Origin of the sequence: Raineyella antarctica (assembly GCF_900092135.1) — a bacterium.
Taxonomy (GTDB): domain Bacteria; phylum Actinomycetota; class Actinomycetes; order Propionibacteriales; family Propionibacteriaceae; genus Raineyella; species Raineyella antarctica.
This window is the reverse complement of the sequence record NZ_FMYF01000012.1, coordinates 19265-41359: the sequence shown is the minus strand read 5'-3', so window position 1 is coordinate 41359 and position 22095 is coordinate 19265. Positions and strand designations below refer to the sequence as shown.

General features: G+C 69.1%; 20 protein-coding genes and 1 tRNA gene. 11 read left to right on the top strand and 10 right to left on the bottom strand.

All coding sequences use genetic code 11. The annotated features are described in order from the left end of the window. Positions 1–35 precede the first annotated feature (35 nt). Positions 36–905 (bottom strand): SGNH/GDSL hydrolase family protein, encoded by an 870-nt coding sequence (locus tag GA0111570_RS14705; RefSeq protein ID WP_092612989.1) that lies wholly within the window; start codon positions 903–905, stop codon positions 36–38. A gap of 319 nt (positions 906–1224) precedes the next feature. Between GA0111570_RS14705 and GA0111570_RS14700 the strand changes: the two genes are divergently transcribed. Next, on the top strand, positions 1225–1890 hold the full coding sequence (locus GA0111570_RS14700) for a M23 family metallopeptidase (protein ID WP_092612986.1): 666 nt from the start codon (positions 1225–1227) through the stop codon (positions 1888–1890). Between the two features lie 3 nt (positions 1891–1893). On the opposite strand, the gene GA0111570_RS14695 is transcribed toward GA0111570_RS14700, so the two are convergent. The 3 genes from GA0111570_RS14695 to GA0111570_RS14685 all read right to left on the bottom strand — a co-directional run bounded on the left by GA0111570_RS14695 (position 1894) and on the right by GA0111570_RS14685 (position 4508). Then, positions 1894–3033 carry a site-2 protease family protein gene (locus GA0111570_RS14695; protein WP_139283273.1) on the bottom strand — a complete coding sequence of 380 codons (1140 nt, stop codon included), beginning with the start codon at positions 3031–3033 and terminating at the stop codon, positions 1894–1896. A 102-nt stretch (positions 3034–3135) separates the two neighbouring features. Next, a complete protein-coding gene (locus tag GA0111570_RS14690; RefSeq protein WP_092612980.1) occupies positions 3136–4026 on the bottom strand; it encodes a glycoside hydrolase family 25 domain-containing protein in 891 nt (296 codons plus the stop codon). 409 nt (positions 4027–4435) lie between these two features. Continuing rightward, positions 4436–4508 (bottom strand) — tRNA-Ala (locus tag GA0111570_RS14685). Between the two features lie 319 nt (positions 4509–4827). Between GA0111570_RS14685 and GA0111570_RS14680 the strand changes: the two genes are divergently transcribed. Both GA0111570_RS14680 and GA0111570_RS14675 read left to right on the top strand, forming a co-directional pair. Continuing rightward, positions 4828–7137, top strand: coding sequence for a transglycosylase domain-containing protein (locus tag GA0111570_RS14680; RefSeq protein WP_092612977.1), 2310 nt, complete (start codon positions 4828–4830; stop codon positions 7135–7137). 31 nt (positions 7138–7168) lie between these two features. Continuing rightward, on the top strand, positions 7169–8254 hold the full coding sequence (locus GA0111570_RS14675; protein ID WP_092613216.1) for a mannosyltransferase family protein: 1086 nt from the start codon (positions 7169–7171) through the stop codon (positions 8252–8254). Positions 8255–8293: 39 nt separating this feature from the next. Here GA0111570_RS14675 and GA0111570_RS14670 read toward each other — a convergent pair whose 3' ends face one another. Both GA0111570_RS14670 and GA0111570_RS14665 read right to left on the bottom strand, forming a co-directional pair. Continuing rightward, entirely contained in the window at positions 8294–9163 is an 870-nt protein-coding gene (locus tag GA0111570_RS14670) for a Cof-type HAD-IIB family hydrolase (protein WP_139283272.1), read from the bottom strand. 123 nt (positions 9164–9286) lie between these two features. Then, positions 9287–9937, bottom strand: coding sequence for an MOSC domain-containing protein (locus GA0111570_RS14665; protein WP_175557523.1), 651 nt, complete (start codon positions 9935–9937; stop codon positions 9287–9289). Between the two features lie 64 nt (positions 9938–10001). Between GA0111570_RS14665 and GA0111570_RS14660 the strand changes: the two genes are divergently transcribed. After that, on the top strand, positions 10002–11312 hold the full coding sequence (locus GA0111570_RS14660; RefSeq protein WP_092612971.1) for a DNA polymerase IV: 1311 nt from the start codon (positions 10002–10004) through the stop codon (positions 11310–11312). Between the two features lie 28 nt (positions 11313–11340). Here GA0111570_RS14660 and GA0111570_RS14655 read toward each other — a convergent pair whose 3' ends face one another. Beyond that, complete coding sequence (locus GA0111570_RS14655) at positions 11341–11661, bottom strand: FAD-dependent monooxygenase (RefSeq protein WP_217634202.1); 321 nt, start codon at positions 11659–11661, stop codon at positions 11341–11343. 308 nt (positions 11662–11969) lie between these two features. On the opposite strand from GA0111570_RS14655, the gene GA0111570_RS14650 reads away from it, so the two are divergent. From GA0111570_RS14650 to GA0111570_RS14625, 6 genes are all read left to right on the top strand, one after another. Continuing rightward, positions 11970–12734 carry an SDR family oxidoreductase gene (locus tag GA0111570_RS14650; protein WP_092612967.1) on the top strand — a complete coding sequence of 255 codons (765 nt, stop codon included), beginning with the start codon at positions 11970–11972 and terminating at the stop codon, positions 12732–12734. 119 nt (positions 12735–12853) lie between these two features. Then, on the top strand, positions 12854–13921 hold the full coding sequence (locus GA0111570_RS14645; protein WP_092612964.1) for a sugar ABC transporter substrate-binding protein: 1068 nt from the start codon (positions 12854–12856) through the stop codon (positions 13919–13921). 59 nt (positions 13922–13980) lie between these two features. Continuing rightward, a complete protein-coding gene (locus GA0111570_RS14640; protein WP_092612961.1) occupies positions 13981–15489 on the top strand; it encodes a sugar ABC transporter ATP-binding protein in 1509 nt (502 codons plus the stop codon). A 5-nt stretch (positions 15490–15494) separates the two neighbouring features. After that, positions 15495–16457, top strand: a complete 963-nt coding sequence (locus tag GA0111570_RS14635) for an ABC transporter permease (protein ID WP_092612958.1) — start codon at positions 15495–15497, stop codon at positions 16455–16457. Between the two features lie 61 nt (positions 16458–16518). Further along, positions 16519–17730: an ROK family transcriptional regulator gene (locus tag GA0111570_RS14630; RefSeq protein WP_092612955.1), complete on the top strand. Its 1212-nt coding sequence runs from the start codon at positions 16519–16521 to the stop codon at positions 17728–17730. Positions 17731–17800: 70 nt separating this feature from the next. Then, entirely contained in the window at positions 17801–19285 is a 1485-nt protein-coding gene (locus GA0111570_RS14625; protein WP_092612952.1) for an FGGY-family carbohydrate kinase, read from the top strand. Positions 19286–19375: 90 nt separating this feature from the next. On the opposite strand, the gene GA0111570_RS14620 is transcribed toward GA0111570_RS14625, so the two are convergent. From GA0111570_RS14620 to GA0111570_RS14610, 3 genes are all read right to left on the bottom strand, one after another. Continuing rightward, positions 19376–20050, bottom strand: a complete 675-nt coding sequence (locus GA0111570_RS14620) for an alpha-ketoglutarate-dependent dioxygenase AlkB family protein (RefSeq protein ID WP_092612949.1) — start codon at positions 20048–20050, stop codon at positions 19376–19378. Positions 20051–20144: 94 nt separating this feature from the next. Then, on the bottom strand, positions 20145–20402 hold the full coding sequence (locus tag GA0111570_RS14615; RefSeq protein WP_092612946.1) for a Txe/YoeB family addiction module toxin: 258 nt from the start codon (positions 20400–20402) through the stop codon (positions 20145–20147). Then, positions 20399–20644, bottom strand: a complete 246-nt coding sequence (locus tag GA0111570_RS14610) for a type II toxin-antitoxin system Phd/YefM family antitoxin (RefSeq protein ID WP_092612943.1) — start codon at positions 20642–20644, stop codon at positions 20399–20401. The genes GA0111570_RS14615 and GA0111570_RS14610 overlap by 4 nt, the downstream gene beginning before the upstream one ends. 200 nt (positions 20645–20844) lie before the next feature. Between GA0111570_RS14610 and galE the strand changes: the two genes are divergently transcribed. After that, positions 20845–21975: a UDP-glucose 4-epimerase GalE gene (gene galE, locus GA0111570_RS14605; protein ID WP_245703231.1), complete on the top strand. Its 1131-nt coding sequence runs from the start codon at positions 20845–20847 to the stop codon at positions 21973–21975. Positions 21976–22095: the final 120 nt, after the last annotated feature.

Below are 22095 nucleotides of genomic sequence, written 5' to 3'. Positions count from 1 at the left end.
AGCGGTTTGTCAGCCGGCGGGTGCCGGAGCGGGTGTCAGTGCGCGGACTTTACGGCGCCCCGGAAGCCCGCCTTGTTGATGGTGGTGGCGTACGCCTGCTGGCCGTCCACGGTCGGGTGGAACGCGGCGGCCGGATTGCCGACGGCCACCGCGGTGTTGAAGTCGAACAGCCAGGCGGTGGAGGTGTCACACAGGCGGTGGCCGGTGAAGGCCGGGGAGGCGTCGACATACGTGACCTTGGCCCCCTGGGCCTGGGCAGCGGTCACCCCACCCTGAATGGCGAGGTTGAGCGCGTCGACCAGGGCGTTCACGCTCGCGCCCTGAATCGTGTTCGCCTGAACCTCAACCGGCAAGCCAGTGTCTGGGTTGATGGTCCAACCGAGATCGCATGTCGTGCCCGGTGCGATACTACCGAACAGCTCGGGGTAGCCGGTGACGAAGATCTTGGCCTTGGGGTTGGTGGCCTGGGCAGCGGCCACGTCGGTCACGATGCCCCCCGGAACGGCCGCCAGCGCGACGCCCAGCGTCGAGTTCGCGAGGTTGCAGCCCGTTGGACTGGTCAGGCAGGCCCCGAGCACCGTGGTCCAGCCGACATCGTTGGCGCCCACGGTTATGGTGATGGCGTCCGGGGTGGGATTGGCTTGCCCGATCTGCAAAACTACCCCCGCCGTGGTGGCGCCGCTGGCCGCCTTGTTAGTCACCTCCAGCTGGGAGTACTTGGCGCCGAGCAGTGCCGGGTAGGAGTCGGTCATGCCGACGCCTACGCCGGCCGGGTAGGAGTCGCCGAGGGCGAGGTAGTCGACAGGGGCGGGGATAGGGGGGGCAGCCTGTGCGGAACCCGCGGCTCCGAACACGGAGGCCACGAGCGCCGTGGTGGCGAGGAGGGTGGAGAGGGCTCGCTTCATCGAAACACGTCCTTTGGAAGGGATACCGGAGGTCGGACAGGTGCAAACCCGGTGGGGCTTGCGTCATTTCGTGTAGGTGAGATGCGCGCCAGGTCATACGCCAGTCGCAGGTGCTGGGCGGAATCCGGACACGGCCAGATTCGCACGCCACGGGACGTGGCGCTAGGCATATTGATGGATCCGAAGTGATCTTTCTGTGGACTCGCACAGCAGTGACGCCGCCGATTGCTTCCCATAGAAGGTTCTAGCTTCCCTGGTAGAAAGGCGTATCGAGGGCTCGCGAGCGGTCGGCGACCCGGACCCGCCCTACGGTGAAGCCATGCAGGAGTCGACGGGCCCCACCGGCGCCCAGGAACCGCTGCTCATCGACTACCCGTTCCGCGGCACCTGGCTGGCCCGGAACAGTCCCGCGCGCCGAGTCCCCAGCCACGGCACCCACTTGATGGGGACCACCTACGCCATCGACTTCATCCTGGTCGGTCCGAACGGACGCTCGGCGCCACGGAGCTGGCGCTCGGTCCTGGCCACCGAACCGCCGGAGGGCTTCGTCGGCTTCGGCGCGCCGATCCTTGCGCCGGTCGAGGGGGTGGTCGTCGCGGTCCACGACGGCGAGCCCGACCACGAGGCCCGTCGATCCCCGTTCGCCCTGGTCCCGTACCTGCTCACGCAGGCCGGGCGGGCCCGTGGGGGACCGGCCGGCCTGGCCGGCAACCACGTCGTCATCGCCGTGGCGCCGGACGGCCCGTACGTGCTGCTGGCCCACTTGCGCGCCGGTTCGGTGCAGGTCCGCCCCGGTGACCGTGTACGCGTCGGCGACCAGGTCGGCACCTGCGGGAACTCGGGCAACAGCACCCAACCGCACGTACACGTCCAGGTCACCGACTCCACCGACTGGGAACGTACCCGGGGCCTGCCGATCGCCTTCCGGTCCCCGTCCACCGGGACTCCCGAGATGCCGCGGGAATCGGAGATCGTGGTGGTCTGAGGGCTACGTACGCCGCCCTCCGGTGTCGGAGCGCAGCGTGGTGAGCTCCAGCATCCGTTGCAGGTCGGTCGGGCAGACGATCCCGACCAGGGCACCGCGGTCGAACACCAGCGCGCGCCCGTCGGGGGCGCCCTGCAGCTTCTCCAGCAGGCTGGTCGCACTGTCCTCGGGGGAGAGCACCGGCACCTGTTCGATCGGCAGCGCGACGTGCGCCAGCGTGGAGCCCTCCTCACCCCGGGCCATGGCCGCGCGGACCCGGCGCATCGTCACCAGCCCGACCACCCTCCCGGTGGGGTCGACCACGGGGAAGGAGGTGAACCGGGATGCCATCGCATGGTCGATGTAGTCCGTCACCCCCATCGAGGCGGGGAGCACGGCCGGCTGCGGGGTCATCACGTGGCGTACGCGGACGTCATGCAGCGCCCGCGACAGCTGGGACTGCGACTCCTCGGCCCGGGCCGCGCCGAACAGGAACCAGCCCAGGACCACGAACCACAGCCCATTGATCGTGTTCCCCGTCATGAACCAGAAGACGCCCACACCGATCAGGACGAAGCCGAAGGCGCGCCCCACGGCAGCGGCTGTCCTGGTCGCCGCGGTCCGGTCACCGCGGCGCTTCCACAGCCACGCGCGCAGCACGCGCCCGCCGTCGAGCGGGAAGGCGGGCAGCATGTTGAAGACGGCCAGGACCACGTTGATCAGCGCCAGCCAGGTCGGCACGGCGACCGCCAGCGCCGGTGCGCCGAGCGCACCCAGCACGAACGCCAGCCCGGCGAAGATGGCAGCCGCCCCGAAGCTGACCACGGGTCCGACCACGGCGATCCGGAACTCGTCGGCCGCGGTGTGGGCCTCGCCCTTCAGCCGCGACACGCCACCGAAGACCCACAGCGTGATGTCCTGGATCTCCAGGCCCTTGCGCCGGGCGACCAGGGCATGGCCGATCTCGTGCGCCAGCAGGGCACCGAAGAACAGGACGGACGCAATCAGCGCCGCCACCCACTCAGCGGTAGTGCCGGAGCTCTGGACCCCGGAGAATCCGCCGGTGGCCAGACTCCAGGTGATCAGCGCGAAGATGACCAGCAGGCTCCAGTGCAGCTTGATGTCGATCCCGGCGATCCGGCCGACTCGTATCTCTCCGCCCATCGTCGCAGCCTCCTGCTGGTGGAACCGTACGGTGCCTCCAGCGTAGGTCGGCCCGACGACCGCCGATCGGAAGTCTGTCACCGACCTGGCGGCCGAGGTCAACTAGACGCAGGAGTAGTCGTAGTCGAAGGAGCTGGTGTACTGGGTGAGCGTGACCTTGCTGTCCGGGGTGAAGGGCGACAGCGCGCAGTTGCTCTGGGCGCCCTTCAGCGTGCGGGCCCCGGGGATCCAGTTCGGCAGCCCGGCCAGGGAGCTGGTCGAGGGTGTCTTGCCGCCGGTGATCACGCCCCACTGGTAGCTGGTGGAGTAGATGCCCACCTGTGCTCCGGCGCTCTTGAAGTAGGCGGCCATGGCTTCGAGGTCGGCCTGGTTGGCCGCCAAAGCCGCCGTCGAACCGGACTCCCAGCTGTTGGCGGTCTCGACGTCCAGCCACCACATCCCGCTCTTGTTCGCGTCCGGGACGCCGCGGTAATTCAGGTCGTCATAGGCCTTGGCCCAGCCGTAGACGTACGCACAGCCCGCATCGTTGGTGGCGGAACAGGCGCCGTACGAGGGCACGGGGACGTCTACCCGGACGGCCCCGTCGACCAGGGTGTTGCTCTCGGACCCTTTCAGGTCGTAGAAGGTGTTCGAGTTCGGCCACCATGCGATACCCGACACGCCGCTGGGATTGCCGGTGTTGACGTAGAGGGCGACCTTCGGCTGCGTGGTCGCGCTGGTGGAAGTGGCAGCCCAGTCCAGTTCGGTGCCCAGGCAGGGGTTGGTGTTGTTCGCGAGGCCGTCGTTGACCCCGACGATGCCGAAGGCCTGGCCGTTCGGCAGCCCACCGGTGCAGTTGGGGTAGGACACGTCGTTGCCGACCGCTGTGCTGGTCGTACCGGTGCCGCCGCCCCCGTTCTTCGGCGCGGCGTAGGCCGGCGCGAGACCTGTCGCGAGGCTGGCGACGACCGCCACCAGGGCAACGACGAGCGATCGGGTGGAGGACAGGGACATGGGCTCGGCCTTCGAACGAAACCTGGACGTACGCGTGCGCGTACGTGCGAGCGGCAACCTAGTCCCCCTAGGCAGCTGTGGGCAAGGCCTCGGCTCCGGGATCGGTTCGTACCGCTGCTTGCTGCTCCTCAGAACCTTCAGCAGGTGTCCTGCCATCGCACGTCACACGTGCGTCCGGTACGGCGGCGGAGAGCGCAGAGCCGGCCTGACGGGACGGCTCAGATCCGGATGTACGCAGCGCCGGAGAGTTGGGCCTCCGCGAGGGCGACCACCAAAGAGGTCGAAGCGCTGGGGCGTGGACTCGACGCGCGGGGGACGAGAAACGTTCCAACCAGATGCGATGCGACGAGGGCTGGCACAGCAGAGGACTCCCCAGCGTAGGGGCAGGCGCAACAGCCCCCTGAAGAAGTGGAGCATAGGGGACTCGAACCCCTAACTTCCACCTTGCAAAGGTGGCACTCTACCAATTGAGTTAATGCCCCGATGTGCGACGTACGCACGAACGACCATCATAGTGGACCGGGCCGCGCCGCCCAAGTCGGCGGCCCACCGCACCCCAGTTCGGGGTGCTCCGGGCCGAAGGGTGACGCCGGTCATGGATCGGCGGTTCGGATGATATAGGGGTGCGGACCTATTCTGGTCGTTGTGTGGTCTGCGGGTGGGGCCCGGAACGTACGCAGCGGCTCGCCCGGGGCGTACGGTCGGTGTCCGCCCGGGACGTGACCACAGAGGACAGATCCGTCCTGCCCGAGGGTGCTGCCACGATGGCCAGGCTCGGGCAGCTGACAGTCGAGGACACGTATGGCTGACACGACCAGGCGCCCCGGGCGACCTGCCCACGGCACGAAGAGTGGGTCACCGCTCGCGCGGAGGTGGCGCGCGCTCGCGCTCTGGCAGAAGATCATCGCCGGCCTGGTCGCCGTGGTGCTCGCGGTCGTCCTGGTAGGTGGCGTCGCGTTCGCCGGGATGTATGCCACCACGAGCGTCCCCGACCCGAACGCGGACTTCCAGACGAACACCACCAACATCTACTACGGGGACGGTACGACCCAGCTCGCCGACCTGGCGATCCAGAACCGTACGACCCTGCCGCCCGACCAGATGCCGCAGGGGATGAAGGATGCCGTGGTGGCGGCGGAGGACCGGACGTTCTACACCAATCCGGGCATCTCCCCGATGGGCATGACCCGTGCCCTGTTCGCCATCCTCGGCGGTGGCGATGTCCAGGGTGGCTCGACGATCACCCAGCAGTACATCAAGCTGATGTACCTGACACCGCAGCGCACCCTGAAGCGCAAGATCAACGAGGTCGTCCTGGCGCTGAAGCTGAGCAACCAGCAGTCCAAGGACCAGATCCTCACCAACTACCTCAACACGGTCTACTTCGGCCGCGGATCGTACGGCGTCCAGGCCGCCGCGCAGACCTGGTACGGCAAGGACGCCAAGGACCTGACCGTGCCGGAGTCGGCGATCCTCGCCTCGGTCGTGCAGAACCCGAGCATCATGGACCCGAGTGTCGACGAGTCCAACATGGGCCGGCTGCAGGCGCGCTACGAGTACGTGCTGTCCGGCATGCTGCAGGAGAAGTCGATCACCCAGGCCCAGTACGACCAGTACAAGGGCAAGATGCCGGCCCTGCCGAAGATCCCGATCAACCCCCGCTACGAGGGCCCGAAGGGCTTCCTGGTGAACATGGCCGAGCAGGAGCTCACCTCCCTCGGCTTCACCGACGCCCAGATCAACGGCGGTGGCCTACGGGTCACCACCACCTTCGACGCCGCTGCCCAGGCGGCCGCGGTGAAGGCCTCGCAGACCTACCAGAAGCAGGCGGAAGCCTCCGCGAAGTCGCGCGGCGCCGCGGGTGGCAACGTCCACGCGGCGATCGCCTCGGTCGACACGGCGAGCGGTGAGTTGATCGCCGTGTACGGCGGTGACAACTTCGTGAAGAACTCCCGCAACTGGGCCACCACGTCCCGGATGACGGGCTCCACGTTCAAGGCCTTCGGCGTCATCGCCGGACTGCGGGACGGCTTCTCGTTGAACTCCATCTTCCGCGGCAACACCTTCACCCCCGCCGGTGAGACGGAGACGATCCGCAACGAGTTCAGCATGCAGTACGGGCCGGTCACGCTGCTCAAGGCGACCGCCGAATCCATCAACACCGCGTTCGTCGACATGGTTTCGCAGATGGAGAACGGCCCGAAGAAGGTCATGCAAGCCGCCAATGACGCCGGCGCCCCCACCGCCGGCGGCTGGGACCCGTACAACCGTGTCGTGCTCGGCATCGCCGAGGTGAGCCCGGTCGACATGGCCAACTCGTACGCCACCCTCGCCAACGGCGGCAAGCGCAACAAGGTGCACGTCATCCGCGAGGTCAAGGACAGCGACGGCAACGTGCTGTACCAGGCCCCGGCCAAGGGCGAGCAGACGATCGACCAGCCCGTCGCCGCCGACACCACGTACGCGCTGGAGTCCGTGGTGAACCAGGGCACCGGAGCCCGGGCCTCGGCCCTGGGCCGTCCGGTCGCCGGCAAGACCGGAACCGCCGGCGTCGGCACCACCATCGCCTCCGCCTGGTTCGTCGCCTACACCAAGCAGGTCTCCACCGCCGTCATGTACGTCGCCGGCGACGACGGCCACTCCGACCTCGATCCGTACCGCCAGCCGGGCACCCCGACCTTCTTCGGTGCCGGCTACCCGGCCATGACCTGGCTGGACTACATGCAGGTCGCCACGAAGGGCCAACCGGTGCTGAAGTTCGACCAGCCGGCGAACCTGAAGAGCAAGCGCGTCGGCACGTCGGTACCGCAGGCCCCCACCACGCAGGGCCCGGCCATCCAGGCCACGCAGGCGCCGACCCAGGCCCCCGCCACGCAGGCGCCGACGACCCAGGCACCGACCCAGGCACCGACCACGCAGGCGCCGACCACGCAGGCGCCGACCCAGGCCCCGGCGACCGACCAGCCGACCCAGGCCCCCGCCACCACCCAGCCGACCCAGGCCCCCGCCACCACCCAGCCGACCCAGGCCGCGACCACTGGGCCCAACAGGGTCACGGGCAACTCCGGCAAGACGGCAACGAAGACCCCGGTCCCCGTCGCTGGTGGCTAGCCGACCGACCAGCGCCCGGGCCACCACCCTCATGGTGGCCTGGGCGCTGAGCCGCCTGCTCCTACTGGCCACCGCCCTGGTCGTCGCGGCGTCGCACGGGTGGCGGCTGGCGGACGTGTTGGGCAACTGGGACGTCAAGCACTTCGCCACCATCGCGACGCAGGGATATGCCCCCGATCCGCAGGAGATGGCCTTCTTCCCCGGACTGCCGGTGCTGATGCGGGCCGGGGCCGTCCTCGGTCTCGCGCCGGTGTGGTCAGGGGTGCTGCTGGCCCTGGTCGGCTCTGCCCTGGCCGCCTGGGCGCTGGCCCGGCTCGCCGGGACCGGGGCCGCGGTCGCCTGGCTGTTCGCGCCGACCGCCATCTTCACCGCCGTCGGCTACACCGAGGCGCTGTTCTGCGCGGCGGCGTTCTGGGCCTGGGAGCGCGCCCGGGCCGACCGGTGGGCCCAGGCTGCGGTGCTCGCCGCCCTGGCCTCCACCCTGCGCGTCTCCGGCCTGTTCCTGGTCGGCGCGCTCGCCCTGCTGGCCCTGTCCTGGCCGCCGGTGCGCGACCGGGCCCTCGGCGTACGGGTCCGGGCCGCGCTCGTCCGTGGGGCCTGGCTGCTCCTCCCGGTCGCCGTGATCGGGGGCTACGCCGTCTACCTGTGGACCCTGACCGGGTCCTGGACCGCCTGGTACTCGGCGCAGGAGGCCGGCTGGCAGCGGACGTTCACGCTGCCGTGGGACGCGGTCCGGGCGACCCTGGACGCCGTACGCCCCGGCGGCTACGCCGACCAGCACGGCTGGGGGATGATGTTCCGCTTCGAACTGGTGTCCTTCGTCGTCGGCCTGCTGACCACCGGCTGGATGCTGCGCCGCCGGCGCTGGGGGGAGGCCGGCTGGGTCGGGGTGCAGGTGCTGGCGTTCTCGCTCTCGCCCTGGCTGATGTCGGTCAACCGCGCAGTGCTGCTGTGGTTCCCGACCTGGTCGATCCTCGGCGAGGTCGCCGCCCATCCTGCGGCCACCCGGTCGGGCCGCCTCACCCGGCGCCTCCTGGTCGGCGGGTACGCGCTCGGCTCGGTCGTCACGATGGTGTGGTGGGCCTGGAAGTTCGGCACCGGCCAGTGGGCCAGCTGAGGGTGCTGGACGGGGGCGTACGCCAGTCGGCGCGGTCGACTACTCCGGGTCGCCGCCGAGCAGCGCGGACAGCACGGTGAGCACTCCCAGGTCCTGGTTCGACGGGGCGACGTACCGGGCCCGGGCCAGTACCTCGGGGTGGGCGTTCGCCATGGCGTACGAGTGGTCGGCGGCGTCCAGCATCTGCAGGTCGTTCAGGTAGTCACCGAAGACCATCGTGTTGGCGGGCCCGATGCCCATCGCCTGCTGGAGTTGGCGGACCGCGTGCCCCTTGTCGACCCCGCTCGCCATCAGGTCGACCCAGTGGTGGCCTGACACGACGACCTGGTGGGTGGCGCGCAGCGGCGCCATCGCGGCGGCGACGTCGCTGGCCTCCTCGAAGTCGAAGACGGCAATCTTGAGCACCTCGTCGTCGGGCTCCATCAGGTCGTCGACCACTGCCAGTTCGGCGTAGTACCGCTCCGCCTCGGCGAGGAAGGCCGCATCGGAGCGCTCGACGTACGCCGATCGCTTGCCGCAGAGCACCGTGCCGACGTCGCGTCCACTGTCCGCGACGCCCCGGGCCAGCCGGATCGCCTCGTCGGCGAACGACCGTTCCACGGGCGTCGAGCTCACCTCGACGCCGTCGCGGACCACGAGGGAGCCGTTCTCGGCGATGAAGACCATCCCGTCGCTCGCCCGGTCGAACATCCGCCGCAGGGTCGCGTACTGGCGGCCGCTGGCCGGGGCGAACGCGATGCCCCGCTGCCGCATCCTGTCCAGCAGCGGCCACAGCCCGTCGGGGATCCGGCCGGCGCCGTCGAGCAGGGTGCCGTCCATGTCCGCGACGACGAGCCGTACGTCCAGGTCGGCGGGCAGGTCGAAGGGTTGCTGGCCGGCGGTGTCGGTCGGGGTGGGGCGGTCAGTCACGCGGTGTTCTCCTTGGATGGCCGTGGTCCCGAAGGGGGTCCTGCAGCAGTCTGCGCAGCCCGAGGCCTTGGTGGTGAACAGTATTCCAGTCGGTGCGGGGGCTCTCCCGGCGGGCGTGCGCCGTCACCGGGTGGCCGCCGCCCGGGCGCGGCGCAGCATGTCGGGCTGGATGTCCTCCGGGGCGTACGCCGCCAGCAGCGCCGCCGCCTTGTCCGCCGGCATCCCGGCGAAGGCCTCCCCGAGCGTCAGCCCGTGCGCGGGCCGGTGCGCCACCTCGACCGGCTGGCCGGCCCGGACCGTGCCAGGGACCAGCACCTCGGCCATCCCGCCCGGACGACCCAGTTCGGTGAACCGCTTCACCCAGCCCGCGGCAGCCTCCGGGCCGTGCTCGCGGGCCACCCAGGCGGCGAACGTACGACAGGGGATCCGGGGCTCGGTGAACGCGATCTCGACCGACCCGATCCGCCAGCGCTCCCCGATCAGCACCTGGCTGAGCGAGGTGCCGGAGACGCGCAGGTTCTCGCCCAGCCAGCCGGCCGGTGGCGTACGCCCGAGTTCGGCCCCGACGACCGCGGCGTCCTCGTCGGAGACCACGTAGACGGCCCGGAACCGGCCGCCGTGGTTGGCGGTGTCGCAGATCGCGTCCCCGGCCAGCTGCAGCGGGCCGACCTCGACCGGGCCGTCGACCGGCCGCTTGTCGATCCCGGTGCGCCCGACCCTGCCCTCGATCGGCAGGACCTGGTGGGCGACGCAGACGTGCTCGAGCCGGATCATGCGGCCATGATAGGGACGGTGGGATGGTCCCGGCGGTCGGGACGGGCGCGGGAGGGGAGGTCGGGTGCGGCGGCAGGCATCGATCATGCACCTGGACCTGGACGCGTTCTTCGCCTCGGTGGAGCAGCGCGACAAGCCGTCCCTGCGCGGCAGGCCGGTCGTCGTCGGGGGCGTGGGCCAGCGTGGCGTCGTCGCCACCGCGTCGTACGAGGCCCGCACCTACGGGGTGCACTCGGCGATGCCGATGCACGAGGCGCGCCGGCTGTGCCCGAACGCGGCCTTCCTGGCCGGGCGGTTCGGCGCCTACCGGGAGGCGAGCCGGATCGTGATGGCGATCCTGGAGGACCTGTCGCCCCTGGTCGAGCCGCTGTCGCTGGACGAGGCGTTCGTCGACCTGGCCGCGGCCCGTGAGACGGCTGACCTGTCCGCTGCCGGCGTGGTCGCGCTGGCCCGTACGGTCAAGGACGAGGTGGCGCAGCGGACCGGGGGACTGACCTGCTCGATCGGTCTGGGCACCTCCAAGTTCATCGCCAAGGTCGCCTCCGACCTGGACAAGCCCGACGGGATCCACCTGGTCGTCCCCGGCACCGAGGTGGAGATCCTCGCGCCGATGTCGGTCCGGGTGATCCCCGGCGTCGGGCCGGCCACGTTCGACCGCCTCGCCCGGCTCGGGGTGGCGACGATCGCCGACCTGCAGGCGCTGTCGGAGAACGAACTGGTGCGCGAGCTCGGCCGGGCGCACGGCACGACCCTGCACGCGCTCGCCTTCGCCCGCGACGACCGGCAGGTCTCACCCGACCGGGACCGCAAGTCGATCTCGGTGGAGGACACCTTCGAGACCGACCTGGTCGGGCGCCCGGAGATGGTGGCACGGATCGGCCGGGACGCCCGGCTGGTGGCGCAGCGGATGCGGACGATGGGGGTGTTCGCGCGGACGGTGACGCTCAAGGTGCGGCTGCACGACTTCACCACCTGGACCCGGTCACGGACCCTTGAGGGGGCCACCGACAGCGCCGAGGTGATCACCGCCGAGGCGACCGACCTGCTCGCCGGCCTGCAGCTCGACCAGGGCGTCCGCCTGCTCGGCGTCGGGGTGTCCGGGCTGGCCACCGTGGCCCAGGACCGGCTGTTCGAGGCGCGCGAGGACCACGAGGAGGTCGCTCCGGGCGTGCCGGAGGGCACCGCGACCGAGACCATCGAACGGCGACCACCGCAGTGGCTGCCCGGTGCCGACGTGGTGCACGACGAGATGGGGCCGGGGTGGATCTGGGGCTCCGGGCTGGGCCGGGTGACCGTACGCTTCGAGACAGCACTGACCGGACCGGGGCCCGTACGGACGTACGCCCTGGACGATCCGGCGCTGCACCTGGTGTGAACGGTCAGGCGTGCAGTCCGGCCTCCGGTCAGGCCGGCGGCCCGGTGCCCCAGTACGCCTCGGCCATCATCCTGTCGGCCAGGCCGAAGGCTTCGAAGGTCTCCACGGTCCGCATATTGACCCCGTCGGCGCGGCCGATCTCCAGCGGGCTCTCCGCCTTCTCGACGATACGAGTGTTGATGTCCGGGAAGTTGGACAGCTGGGCTGCCAGGAGCAGGCCGGCGGGGCCGGTGCCGACGATGAGGACGTCGACCTCGTCGAGGAGCGGGCCCTGGTCCTCTGACCTGCCCTCGGCGGGATCCGGGATCCGTGGGTTGCCCGGGCGGTAGCCGTTCAGGAAGTACTGCATCGTGCCTCCAGGTCGTGGATGCGTGTGCGCAGGCGATCCGCACCCGCGAACGTTGTTTCCCCACCGTATGGGCCATCAGTGGCGCCCGCACGAGTTGTGCGAAGCAACCGTCCGTGCCCCTGGCGCGCGCCAGTGCTCCGCGGACCGCCGGAGGGTTCCGGAGCCGCCGACCGACCTACCTGCCACCCCGGTTGACACGCCCCTGCAGTTTCTTTACCCTTTTTATTAAACGCCTTTCCAGAACTTCGAGGCCACGACGAAGTGACCGGTTCCAGGACGCAAGGGTGCGTAGGTTGGGAGTAACAGCTATGGTCTCCAGTCGCTTCTCGCTCGAGGGCAAGGTCACCGTCGTGACCGGCGGTCGTCAGGGCATCGGCAAGGTGGTGGCGCACGCGCTCGCCGAGCAGGGGTCCGACATCGTCATCGTCGACCTGGCCGATGCCACGGACGTCGCTGCACAGATCGCCGCGGAGCACGGGGTGCGAGCCCTCGCGATGACCTGCAATGTCACCGACCCCGAAGAGGTGGGACGCACCATCGAGAAGGCCGCCGTCGAGATGGGCGGCCTGGACCTGCTCTTCAACAATGCGGGCATCGTCCTGCACAAGCCTGCCCTCGAGTGCTCGCCGTCGGACTTCACCAAGGTGGTCGACGTCAACCTGAACGGCGTGTTCTTCGTCGCCCAGGCCTTCGCGCGCTACCTCGTCGCCCAGGGCCGGACCGGCAACATCGTCAACACCGGATCGATGTCGGGCACCATCGTCAACATCCCCCAGGGCCAGGCCTCGTACAACGCCTCGAAGGCCGCCGTGGTGCACCTGAGCAAGTCGCTCGCGGTGGAATGGGCCCCCCTCGGGATCCGGGTCAACTCGATCAGCCCCGGGTACATCCAGACGGAGATGACCGGCACGGTCCGCGAGGACTGGCGGCAGATCTGGACCGAGATGATCCCGTTCAAGCGGATGGGGACGCCCGAGGAACTGGCCGGCGCCGTCATCTACCTGCTGTCCGACGCCTCGACCTACACCTCGGGTGCCGACGTGATCATCGACGGATGTTTCGTCACCGTCTGACCACCCCCGCCGACGTCCCGATGACGTCGGCCCTCCCCGGCAGGGCGCACGTCCGGCCGGATCCGGTCCATCCACATCCACTGCACGTCATCCAACTGAACTGAGAGAAGGCACCTTCAATGAAGAAGATTGGCCTCGCTGCCGCCCTGGTCGCAGCAGCAATGACCCTGACCGCCTGTGGCTCGGGCGCGGGATCGGCCGGCACCGCCGGTGAGATCTGGTACTCCACGAAGAACTCCACCGAGCAGGTCCACATCGCGATGGGCCAGGGCGTGACCGATGCGGCCAAGATGCTCGGCTACACGGGCAAGGTCGTTGTTGCCGAAGCCGACGCCGCCAAGCAGAACGACCAGCTGAACAACCTGGTCCAGAACGTGAAGCCGGCCGCCATCGTGGTGAACCCGTACGACAGTGACAGCGTCTCCGACGTCCTCGCGCGCGCCAAGGACGCGAAGATCCCGGTCGCGGTGATCGACAACAAGGCGAACAACGCCCAGGTCGACGTGTCCGTCCTGTTCGACTCGAAGAAGTCCGGCGAGATGGCCGGCGAGAAGGCCGTCGAGCTGCTCACCAAGAAGTACGGCCAGCCGAAGGGTGTCGTCGTCGACATGTACGGCGAGGTCGTCTCCCAGGTCTTCAAGGAGCGCGCCGAGGGCTTCGAGGCCGTGATCAAGAAGTACCCGAACATCCAGCTGGTCTCCGTGCTCGGCGCCCCGCAGGCGGACAAGGCCACCAGCGCACTGAACAACGTGATCGCCGACACCAAGGCCAGCGGCAAGAGCATCGACCTGGTCAACACCCCCACCGACACCGCCACCCTGGGCGTGATCGAGTCGCTCAAGACGAACAACATGTGGCAGAAGGTCGGAACCGCCGGCCACGTGATGGTCATCTCCCACGACGGCCTGGGTGATGTCCTCCAGCAGGTCAAGGACGGCTACGTCGACGCCGAGGTCGTCATCGACGTGCTCGGTGTGGGCGGCATCGCGACCGAGCTCCTGAAGGCCTACCCGATGAGCGGCAACCCCGTTCCGACCTCGGGCACGTTCACGCCGAAGGGCCAGTACCTCAACAAGGAGGTCACCCTGACCTCCGGTGACAACGGGCCGACCGTCCTGCTCGACCCGGTGGTCGTGGACGCGTCCTCGGCAGGCAACCCCCTCATCTGGGGCAACGCGGGCAAGTGACCTTCCGGTGCCGGCCCGCGCCTCGGGCGCGGGCCGGTACCGCCCGAAAGGAAACAGCAATGACCCAGCAACCACTCCTGCAGGTCCACAACGTCTCGAAGATCTTCGGTGCCACGCGTGCGCTCTCCGACGCGAACCTGGAGATCCACGCCGGCCAGATCCACTCGCTCCTGGGCCGCAACGGCGCCGGCAAGTCCACCCTGGTCAACATCATCGCGGGCATCTACCCGCCCTCGGACGGAGCGGTCCTCTTCGAGGGCCAGGACCTGCGGACGCTGAACATCTTCTCCCGCCAGGAACTCGGCATCCGGCTCGTCCCCCAGCACGAGAACTCGTTCCCCCACCTCACCGTTGCCGAGAACATCTTCACCGGCCTCCTGCCCACCAGGCACGGACTGGTCGACTGGAAGGAGATCAACCGGATCGCCGCCGAGGAGCTCGGCGCCTACGGCCTGCACGTCGACCCGCGGGCCAAGGTCAGCGAACTCTCCTCCATCGACGCCCGCAAGCTCAACATCATCCGCGCCATGCACAGCGGCGCGAAACTGATCATCCTGGACGAGCCCACCACCGCCCTCACCAACCGGGAGCGGGCCGAGCTCTTCGAGTTCGTCCGTGACCTCCGGGCGATGGGCACCGCCTTCATCTTCATCTCGCACTACCTCGGGGAGGTCCTGGAGCTCTCCGACTCCATCTCGGTGCTCCGCGACGGCCGGATGTACCCGGTCGAGAACCGGGCCGAGGCGACCGAGGCGCGCCTGGCGACCCTGGTCGCCGGTGAGGACGTCGAGCTCTCCCAGCGGCACCGGGACGAGGCACCCGGCCCGGAGGCGACGTACGTCGTGGTCCACGGCCTGGCGAGTGAGGGCCTGCAGGACGTCTCGATCGACATCCGTCGCGGCGAGATCCTCGGCGTCATCGGCTTCCCGGGCTCCGGCGCCCGCGAGTTCTGTCGCACGCTGTTCGGCATCAGCAAGGTCACCGCCGGCAGCATCGTCGCCGACGGCAAGGAACTGCACCTGTCCAGCCCCGCCGAGGCGATCCGCCAGGGCATCGCCTACATCTCCTTCGACCGGCACCGCGAGGGGATCATGCCGACATTCGACGTGAACGAGAACATCGGCATCAGCAGCCAGGCCGGCAAGCTGCGCCGGGCGTTCGGCTTCATCGACCTGGCCCTGCAGAAGAGCCTGTCGAACCAGTACCGCGACGCCCTGAAGATCCGTACGAACTCCATCGACGACGACATCAACAGCCTCTCCGGAGGCAACCAGCAGAAGGTGATCGTCAGCCGGCTGCTGAACACCGACCCGCGCCTCCTCATCCTCGACGAGCCCACCGTGGGCATCGACATCAAGAGCCGCGAGGAGATCATCGGCACGGTCCTCGAGCTCACCCGCGGGGGCATGAGCGCCATCTATCTCACCAACGACTACGAAGAGCTCCTTCGCGTGGCCGATCGACTCGTCTTCTTCGACGAGGGGCGGATCGTCACGGTGCTGGACAACGAGGGCATCACCATCGAGCAACTGACTGCGATCCGAGATCGCGCGAAGGAAGGGGTCTGATAGCCATGCAGGGCACATCCACCGCGAGGAAGATCCTCGATTTCTCCATGGAACAGGCGGTGTGGATCCTTCTGGTCCTCGCCATCGTGATCATGGGCCTGTTCAAGCCGTCCTTCTACTCCTTCGGCATCCTGTCGAATATCCTCGTCCAGGCGACCGTCCTCGGTCTGCTGGCGATCGCCATCTCGATGATCATCCTGCTGGGAGACATCAACCTGTCGACGGTCGGGACGGCGGGCTTCTCGTCCCTGCTCGGCGTCATGGCGATGAAGCACGGCCTCCCGGTCATCCTGTCGATCCTGCTGATCCTGGTCGTGGCCTCCTTCATCGGCCTGCTCAACGGCCTGATCGTGACCAAGCTGAGGGCCAACGCGCTGATTGCCACCCTGGCGATGAACATGGTGCTGCAGGGCGCACTGCTCGCCATCACCGCCGGCAAGACCATCTCCCAGTTGCCGGACTCCTACAAGTTCATCAGCCAAGGCAAGATCGGCGGCTTCCCGGCCCTGCCGTTGGTGCTGATCCTCGCCTTCGTCGTCTTCCACGTGATCTGGAAGCGCACCCGCTTCGGCCGTGCGCTGTTCGCGGTCGGCGGCAACTACCGAGGTGCCTACATCGCCGGCATCAACGTGCAGCGTGTGAAGATCTGGGCCTACGTGGTCTCCGGCCTGCTCTCCGGCTTCGCCGGCTGGCTGCTGTCGGGCTACATGGGTGCGGTGACCTCCTCGTTCGGCACCAGCTACGAGATGCAGGTGATCGCAGCCGCGGTCATCGGTGGCATCAGCCTCACCGGCGGCAAGGGCAGCATGATCGGCGTCCTTGCGGGCACGCTCCTGCTCACCGTCATCCAGGTCGGCCTGGCGGTGCTCGGCATCGCCTCCACCGTGATCACCCTGGCCGGTGGCCTGATGATCTTCGTGGCCGTCCTGATCGACGCCCTGCGCAATCTCTACCAGGCCAGGACCTGATCACCCCGAATTCTTGCGAGACCGGGCCCTTGGAGGGGCCGGGAAGGGAGAGGCTGAACCCATGACGGGGACGCCAGGCATCAGGAACCGCACACGGCGGGCAGTGTACGACTACGTGCGTGAACAGGGTTTCGCCACCAAGAAGGACATCGCCGATGCGCTGGGGATGAGCCTGCCCACCGTCTCCAAGTACCTCAACCACTTCCTGGAGGCCGGCCTGCTGGAGCCGGGGCCCAAGCAGTCGTCCGGTTCCCAGGGCGGCCGCAACCCGATCACCTATGCGTGCGTGGCCGACGGACGCTACGCCGTGGGCGTCGACGTCACCCGGGACCGGGCCAGGTTCCTGCTGGTGAACCTCGACCGTCGGGTCCTGGCGGAGCGCCGGACCGCCCGACGCTTCGAGAACACGGAGTCCTACTACGCCTTCGTCGCCGGCGAGGTGGAGGTGCTGATAGAGCAGGCCGGCATCGACCGCAGCCGCATCTTCGGCGTAGGGATCGCGGTCCCGGGCCTGATCAGCGAGACGACGGGCAAGGTCACGTACGGCCGGGTGATCGACAACGTGGGGCTCAGTGCCGCCGACTTCGCCCGGCACCTGCCGTACGAGATCCGACTGGTACACGACTCCGAGGCCGCCGGCCTGGCCGAGTTCTGGTCCAAGGAGGCGGGCGACAATGCCGTCTACCTGAGCCTCTCGAAGAGCGTCGGAGGCTCGGTGCTCATCAACGGTGGCATGTACCGCGGCGACGGGGAGATCGCCGGCGAGCTCGGGCACATGCGGATCCACGACGACGGGCTGCTGTGCTACTGCGGGCGGCACGGCTGCCTGGACCCCTACTGCAACGCCGAGGTGCTCTCCCGGCACACTGACGGGTCGGTCGGGCGCTTCTTCCAGGAACTGTCCGCCGGGGACCCCGAACTGGCAGGGGTCTGGGACCACTACACCTCTGACCTGGCGATCGGCATCCACAACATCCGGGTGATGTTCGGCTGCACGATCATCCTGGGCGGCGACGTCGGGTCGCATGGCAGGGACCACCTCGCCGACCTGCGGGCCAAGGTCGACCGGCTCAACTTCCTGGCCAGCGACTCGAGCACCTTCCTGGTGCCCAGCCGCTTCACCCGCCATCCCATCGCCGTCGGTGCCGCCCTCTACCTGGTGGCCGACTTCCGGCAGAACCTCGGGGCCGCGCTGCCCCCCCGCACCCGGCAGGTGGAGGCGCCCAGTGCCTCCGCACCGCTGGACGCCGATATCCCCCTCGGGACCCGGTAGGTCCGGTCCCGCTCCTGGCGGCCCGTCGGATCGGGCCCGCTCCATTGATCCATCGGAAGGTGAAGGCAAAATGCTCGCAGCAGTCATGGGAGTCGACGTCGGAACGTCGAGCAGCAAGGGTGTCCTGGCAGGGCTCGACGGCTCGGTGCTGGCGACGGCGGTACGCACCCACGAGGTGTCCCGGCCCCACCCCGGCCACGTCGAGATGGGCGCGGAGGTCTGGTGGGAGGAGTTCTGCTCGCTCAGCCGCGAACTCCTCGCCGCCCGCCCGGACGTCGAGGTCGAGGCCGTCGGGGTCAGTGGCATGGGACCCTGCGTCGCGCTGGCGGACGCCGACTCGGTCCCGGTGCGGCCCGCCATCCTCTACGGGGTCGACTCCCGCGCAGTGGTCGAGATCGAGGAGTGGAGGGACCGGTTGGGCGGTGACGATGCCATTCTCGAGCGGTGCGGCTCGACGCTGACCACCCAGGCCGCGGGCCCCAAGATCGCCTGGGTCGCCAGGAACGAGCCGGCCGTCTACGCCCGCGCCGTCCGGCTGTTCATGCCGGCGAGCTACCTGGCCTGGAACCTGACCGGGGCGTACGTCCTCGACCACCAGTCGGCGTCGCAGTGCACCCCGATGTACGACATCGAGGCACGGGCCTGGTACCCGGCGTGGGCGGAGCAGATCGCTCCCGGCATCGAACTGCCGCCGCTGTCGTGGGCCGGGGACGTCGCGGGCACGGTCACCCCGGACGCATCGACCGCCACCGGTCTGCCGGCAGGCATCCCGGTCACCACCGGGACGATCGACGCCTGGTCGGAGGCACTCTCGGTGGACGCGCACAATCCGGGTGACCTCATGCTGATGTACGGCACCACGATGTTCTTCGTGAACACGGTGACCGAGCCGGTCCGCAGTCCCTCCCTGTGGGGCACCATCGGCGCCCTGCCCGGCACCCGCAACGTCGCCGGGGGCATGGCAACCTCGGGCGCGATCACCGGCTGGCTGCGCGAGCTGTTCGGCTCACCCGACTTCGGTGACCTGGTCGCCGAGGCCGATGCGGCCGGCCCGGGCGCCCACGGGCTGCTGATGCTGCCGTACTTCGCCGGCGAGCGGACCCCGCTGATGGACCCGAGCGCGCGCGGCATCATCGCCGGCCTGACCATCGACCACACCCGTGGCGACCTGTACCGCGCCGCCCTGGAGGCCACCGGCCTGGCCGTCCGGCACAACATCGAGGCGATCGAGGCGGCAGGTGGCCGGATCGAACGGATCGTGGCGGTCGGCGGAGGCACTCGCGGGGACGTGTGGACCCAGATCGTCAGTGACATCGCCGGGCGTCCCCAGGTGATCCCACGCGAGACGATCGGTGCCAGCTACGGGATCGCGTGGCTCGCCGCCTGCCTGCGGACCACCATCACGGCCGCCGAGTGGAACCCCCCGGCGAAGGTCCTCACCCCGCGACCCGAGAACGCCGAGGGCTACGAGGAGCTGTATGCCCTGTACCGGGAGCTCTACCCGGCCACGGCCTCGATCGCGCACCACCTGGCGGCGCGGCAGCAGGGAGCCTGACTGGCGCGGCCGGCCCGGAAGGTGCTGCGCTGGTGGGTCCCGTCGCGCCGGTCCTGGTCTCCGAGGCCTCCGGATCACTGGTCCCCGGGCTCAACCCCGTAACCCGGTCTCGCGCAGGGTGATGTTGATGCGTCCCGCCTCCACGCCACAGCCGTACGGTGCCGTACCGGAATGGACCTTGGTCACACCGTGGTAGGCGAGGCGGGACGGGCCGCCGAAGACGAACAGGTCCCCCGAGGCCAGCGCGATGTCCTCGTACGGCCGGCCCCGGTCCTCGGTGTTGCCGAAGCGGAAGGTGCAGGTGTCGCCGATCGACAACGAGACGACCGGGGCGCGGGAGACCTCGTCCTTGTCCTGGTGCATCCCCATCCGCGCGGAGTCGTCGTAGAGGTTCACCAGCGCGGTGTCCGGGGTGTACTCGTCGGCGGCACGAGGGTCCTCGTACGCCTCGACCAGCGCCCGACGGCCGAGCCGGACCATCCAGTCGGGGAAGGGGAGCACCCGGTTCCCGTTCACGTCGACGGCCTCGCGGCTGTAGGCGTACGGACGCCAGTGCCAACCCAGGCAGACGGTCTGCACGCTCATCTCATGCCCACGGACCTTCGCCGCACGGATCGGGACCGGGCCGGCGAGCCAATCGTGGAAGCGGGCGACGATCCAGGCCTGCTGTTCGAAGGTGAGCCAGCCCGGCACCCAGACCGCGCCCGGCGCGAGTTCGCGCCGCGGCCGGTCGATCGGCTCCGCGCCGAACAGCACGTCACTCATGGGAGGTCGCGGGTCGCGGGTCCGACCCGGCGGTGGGGATCGTCATACGGTCACTCCTCGACGGGCTCTGTGTGGACCTCGCAGACGGCGTGCATCAGTCGTAGTGGAAGCGTGCCTGAAGGATGACGAGGTCGTCGCCGTCGACCAGGTAGGCGAGCCGGTGTTCCTCGCTGATGCGGCGGGACCATGCCCCAGCGAGCATGTGGCGCAGCGGCTCGGGTCTACCGATGCCGCTCACCGGATCGCGAAGCGCGTCGTCGATGAGGCGATTGATCCGCTTCAGCGTGGCGCGGTCCGCGGCCAGCCAGTAGGTGTAGTCGGCCCAACCGTTGGGAGTGAAGACCAGCCTCATGGAAGCAATTCGTGCTCGGTGCGCTGGCCGGACCGTGCTTGCTCCAGGCTCTCGAGCAGATGGCGTGCGTTGGCCGGTACGCGCAACAGGTGCGCGGTCTCCTCGAGCGCGTCGTAGTCGGCCCGCGACATCAGGACGGCATCGCCGTTGCGGGAGGTGATCTCGATCGGTGTTCGGTCCTCGTTGACCTGCTTGATCAGTGGGAACAGGTTCTTGCGGGCGTCGCTCGCGGTGACAGCCATGTCTATCCCCTTTACTGGTACGACTCTTCGTACAAGTCTGCCACGCGCTGGCGATGTTGGCCCTGCCGACTCCTCAGTGGTGGTCGACGATCTCGCGTGAGCCAGAAGCGTCACTGCCAAGTGTTCTCCGCCTGTGCCCAGACGTGGCACTCGGCTGCGGGAAACTCCGAGCCGAACCCTTCGTCGAGAGGAACCCGGACATGGCGCGCACCCGTCTGAACCAGGAGGAACGCAAGGAGGAGCAGGGGCCGACGCCCGTCCGGAGCAGCAGCGGCTGGGGGATCCCCACCCGCTACGGTGAGGGCATGAAGATCCTCGTCACCGGTGGCGCCGGTTTCATCGGTTCCCACACCGTGCTGCTGCTCCAGCAAGCGGGTCACGACGTCACCGTCGTCGACAACCTCTCCAACTCCAGCCCGGTCGCGCTGCGGCGCGTCGCAGAGCTGAGCGGACGCGAGGTGCCGTTCGTGCGGGCCGACATCCGCGACCGCGGCGCGATGGACCTGCTGCTGGACGAGGTCCGCCCCGACGGCGTCGTCCACTTCGCCGGGATGAAGGCGGTCGGTGAGTCCGCGCAGATCCCGCTGACCTACTACGAGAACAACGTCGCGGGAACGATCACGCTGCTGCGCGCCATGGAGGCGGTCGACTGCCGCACCATCGTGTTCTCCTCCTCGGCCACCGTCTACGGCGAGGTCGACGAGATGCCGCTCGGGGAGAAGCTGCCGCTGGACGCGGTCAACCCGTACGGGCGCACCAAGGAGCAGGTCGAGGACATCCTCTCCGACGTGGCCGACTCCGACGAGCGCTGGAACGTCGCCCTGCTGCGCTACTTCAACCCGGTCGGCGCCCACCCGTCCGGCCGGATCGGCGAGGACCCGAACGGCATCCCGAACAACCTGATGCCGTTCGTCGCGCAGGTCGCCGTCGGCCGCCGCGAGAAGCTGATGGTCTTCGGCGACGACTACCCGACCCCTGACGGGACTGGCGTACGCGACTACATCCACGTGATGGACCTCAGCGACGGCCACGTCGCAGCGATCGAGTACCTCGCCCAGCACGGTGGCCTGCACCGCTGGAACCTCGGCACCGGGCGTGGCTACTCGGTGCTCGAGGTCCGGGCGGCCTTCGAGCGTGCCAGCGGTCGCCCGATCCCGTACGAGGTCGTGCCCCGTCGTCCCGGGGACGTCGCGGTCTCGTACGCCGACCCGTCGTCGGCGCTCGCCGACCTCGGTTGGGCCGCGACCCGCGACATCGACGAGATGTGCGCCGACCACTGGCGCTGGCAGGAGCAGAACCCGTACGGCTACGCGGGCGCGCCCAAGGACTGAGTCCACCCTGGTGTGGAGTCGTGGTGCGGTGACGGTCGCCCACGTCGGGCCGGCGGCATATTGTGTGCAATGGGCCGGCGCGCCGGCCCCTTCGTCAGCATTGCCCTGAGCCGTGCCTCG

Coding starts and splice junctions, on each gene's coding strand:
- galE (WP_245703231.1), top strand. CDS start 20,845: ATGGCGCGCACCCGTCTGAACCAGGAGGAACGCAAGGAGGAGCAGGGG.
- GA0111570_RS14690 (WP_092612980.1), bottom strand. CDS start 4,026: ATGTCCCTGTCCTCCACCCGATCGCTCGTCGTTGCCCTGGTGGCGGTC.
- GA0111570_RS14635 (WP_092612958.1), top strand. CDS start 15,495: ATGCAGGGCACATCCACCGCGAGGAAGATCCTCGATTTCTCCATGGAA.
- GA0111570_RS14625 (WP_092612952.1), top strand. CDS start 17,801: ATGCTCGCAGCAGTCATGGGAGTCGACGTCGGAACGTCGAGCAGCAAG.
- GA0111570_RS14705 (WP_092612989.1), bottom strand. CDS start 905: ATGAAGCGAGCCCTCTCCACCCTCCTCGCCACCACGGCGCTCGTGGCC.
- GA0111570_RS14675 (WP_092613216.1), top strand. CDS start 7,169: ATGGTGGCCTGGGCGCTGAGCCGCCTGCTCCTACTGGCCACCGCCCTG.
- GA0111570_RS14645 (WP_092612964.1), top strand. CDS start 12,854: ATGAAGAAGATTGGCCTCGCTGCCGCCCTGGTCGCAGCAGCAATGACC.
- GA0111570_RS14695 (WP_139283273.1), bottom strand. CDS start 3,033: ATGGGCGGAGAGATACGAGTCGGCCGGATCGCCGGGATCGACATCAAG.
- GA0111570_RS14650 (WP_092612967.1), top strand. CDS start 11,970: ATGGTCTCCAGTCGCTTCTCGCTCGAGGGCAAGGTCACCGTCGTGACC.
- GA0111570_RS14620 (WP_092612949.1), bottom strand. CDS start 20,050: ATGAGTGACGTGCTGTTCGGCGCGGAGCCGATCGACCGGCCGCGGCGC.
- GA0111570_RS14665 (WP_175557523.1), bottom strand. CDS start 9,937: ATGATCCGGCTCGAGCACGTCTGCGTCGCCCACCAGGTCCTGCCGATC.
- GA0111570_RS14615 (WP_092612946.1), bottom strand. CDS start 20,402: ATGAGGCTGGTCTTCACTCCCAACGGTTGGGCCGACTACACCTACTGG.
- GA0111570_RS14630 (WP_092612955.1), top strand. CDS start 16,519: ATGACGGGGACGCCAGGCATCAGGAACCGCACACGGCGGGCAGTGTAC.
- GA0111570_RS14610 (WP_092612943.1), bottom strand. CDS start 20,644: ATGGCTGTCACCGCGAGCGACGCCCGCAAGAACCTGTTCCCACTGATC.
- GA0111570_RS14700 (WP_092612986.1), top strand. CDS start 1,225: ATGCAGGAGTCGACGGGCCCCACCGGCGCCCAGGAACCGCTGCTCATC.
- GA0111570_RS14640 (WP_092612961.1), top strand. CDS start 13,981: ATGACCCAGCAACCACTCCTGCAGGTCCACAACGTCTCGAAGATCTTC.
- GA0111570_RS14680 (WP_092612977.1), top strand. CDS start 4,828: ATGGCTGACACGACCAGGCGCCCCGGGCGACCTGCCCACGGCACGAAG.
- GA0111570_RS14655 (WP_217634202.1), bottom strand. CDS start 11,661: ATGCAGTACTTCCTGAACGGCTACCGCCCGGGCAACCCACGGATCCCG.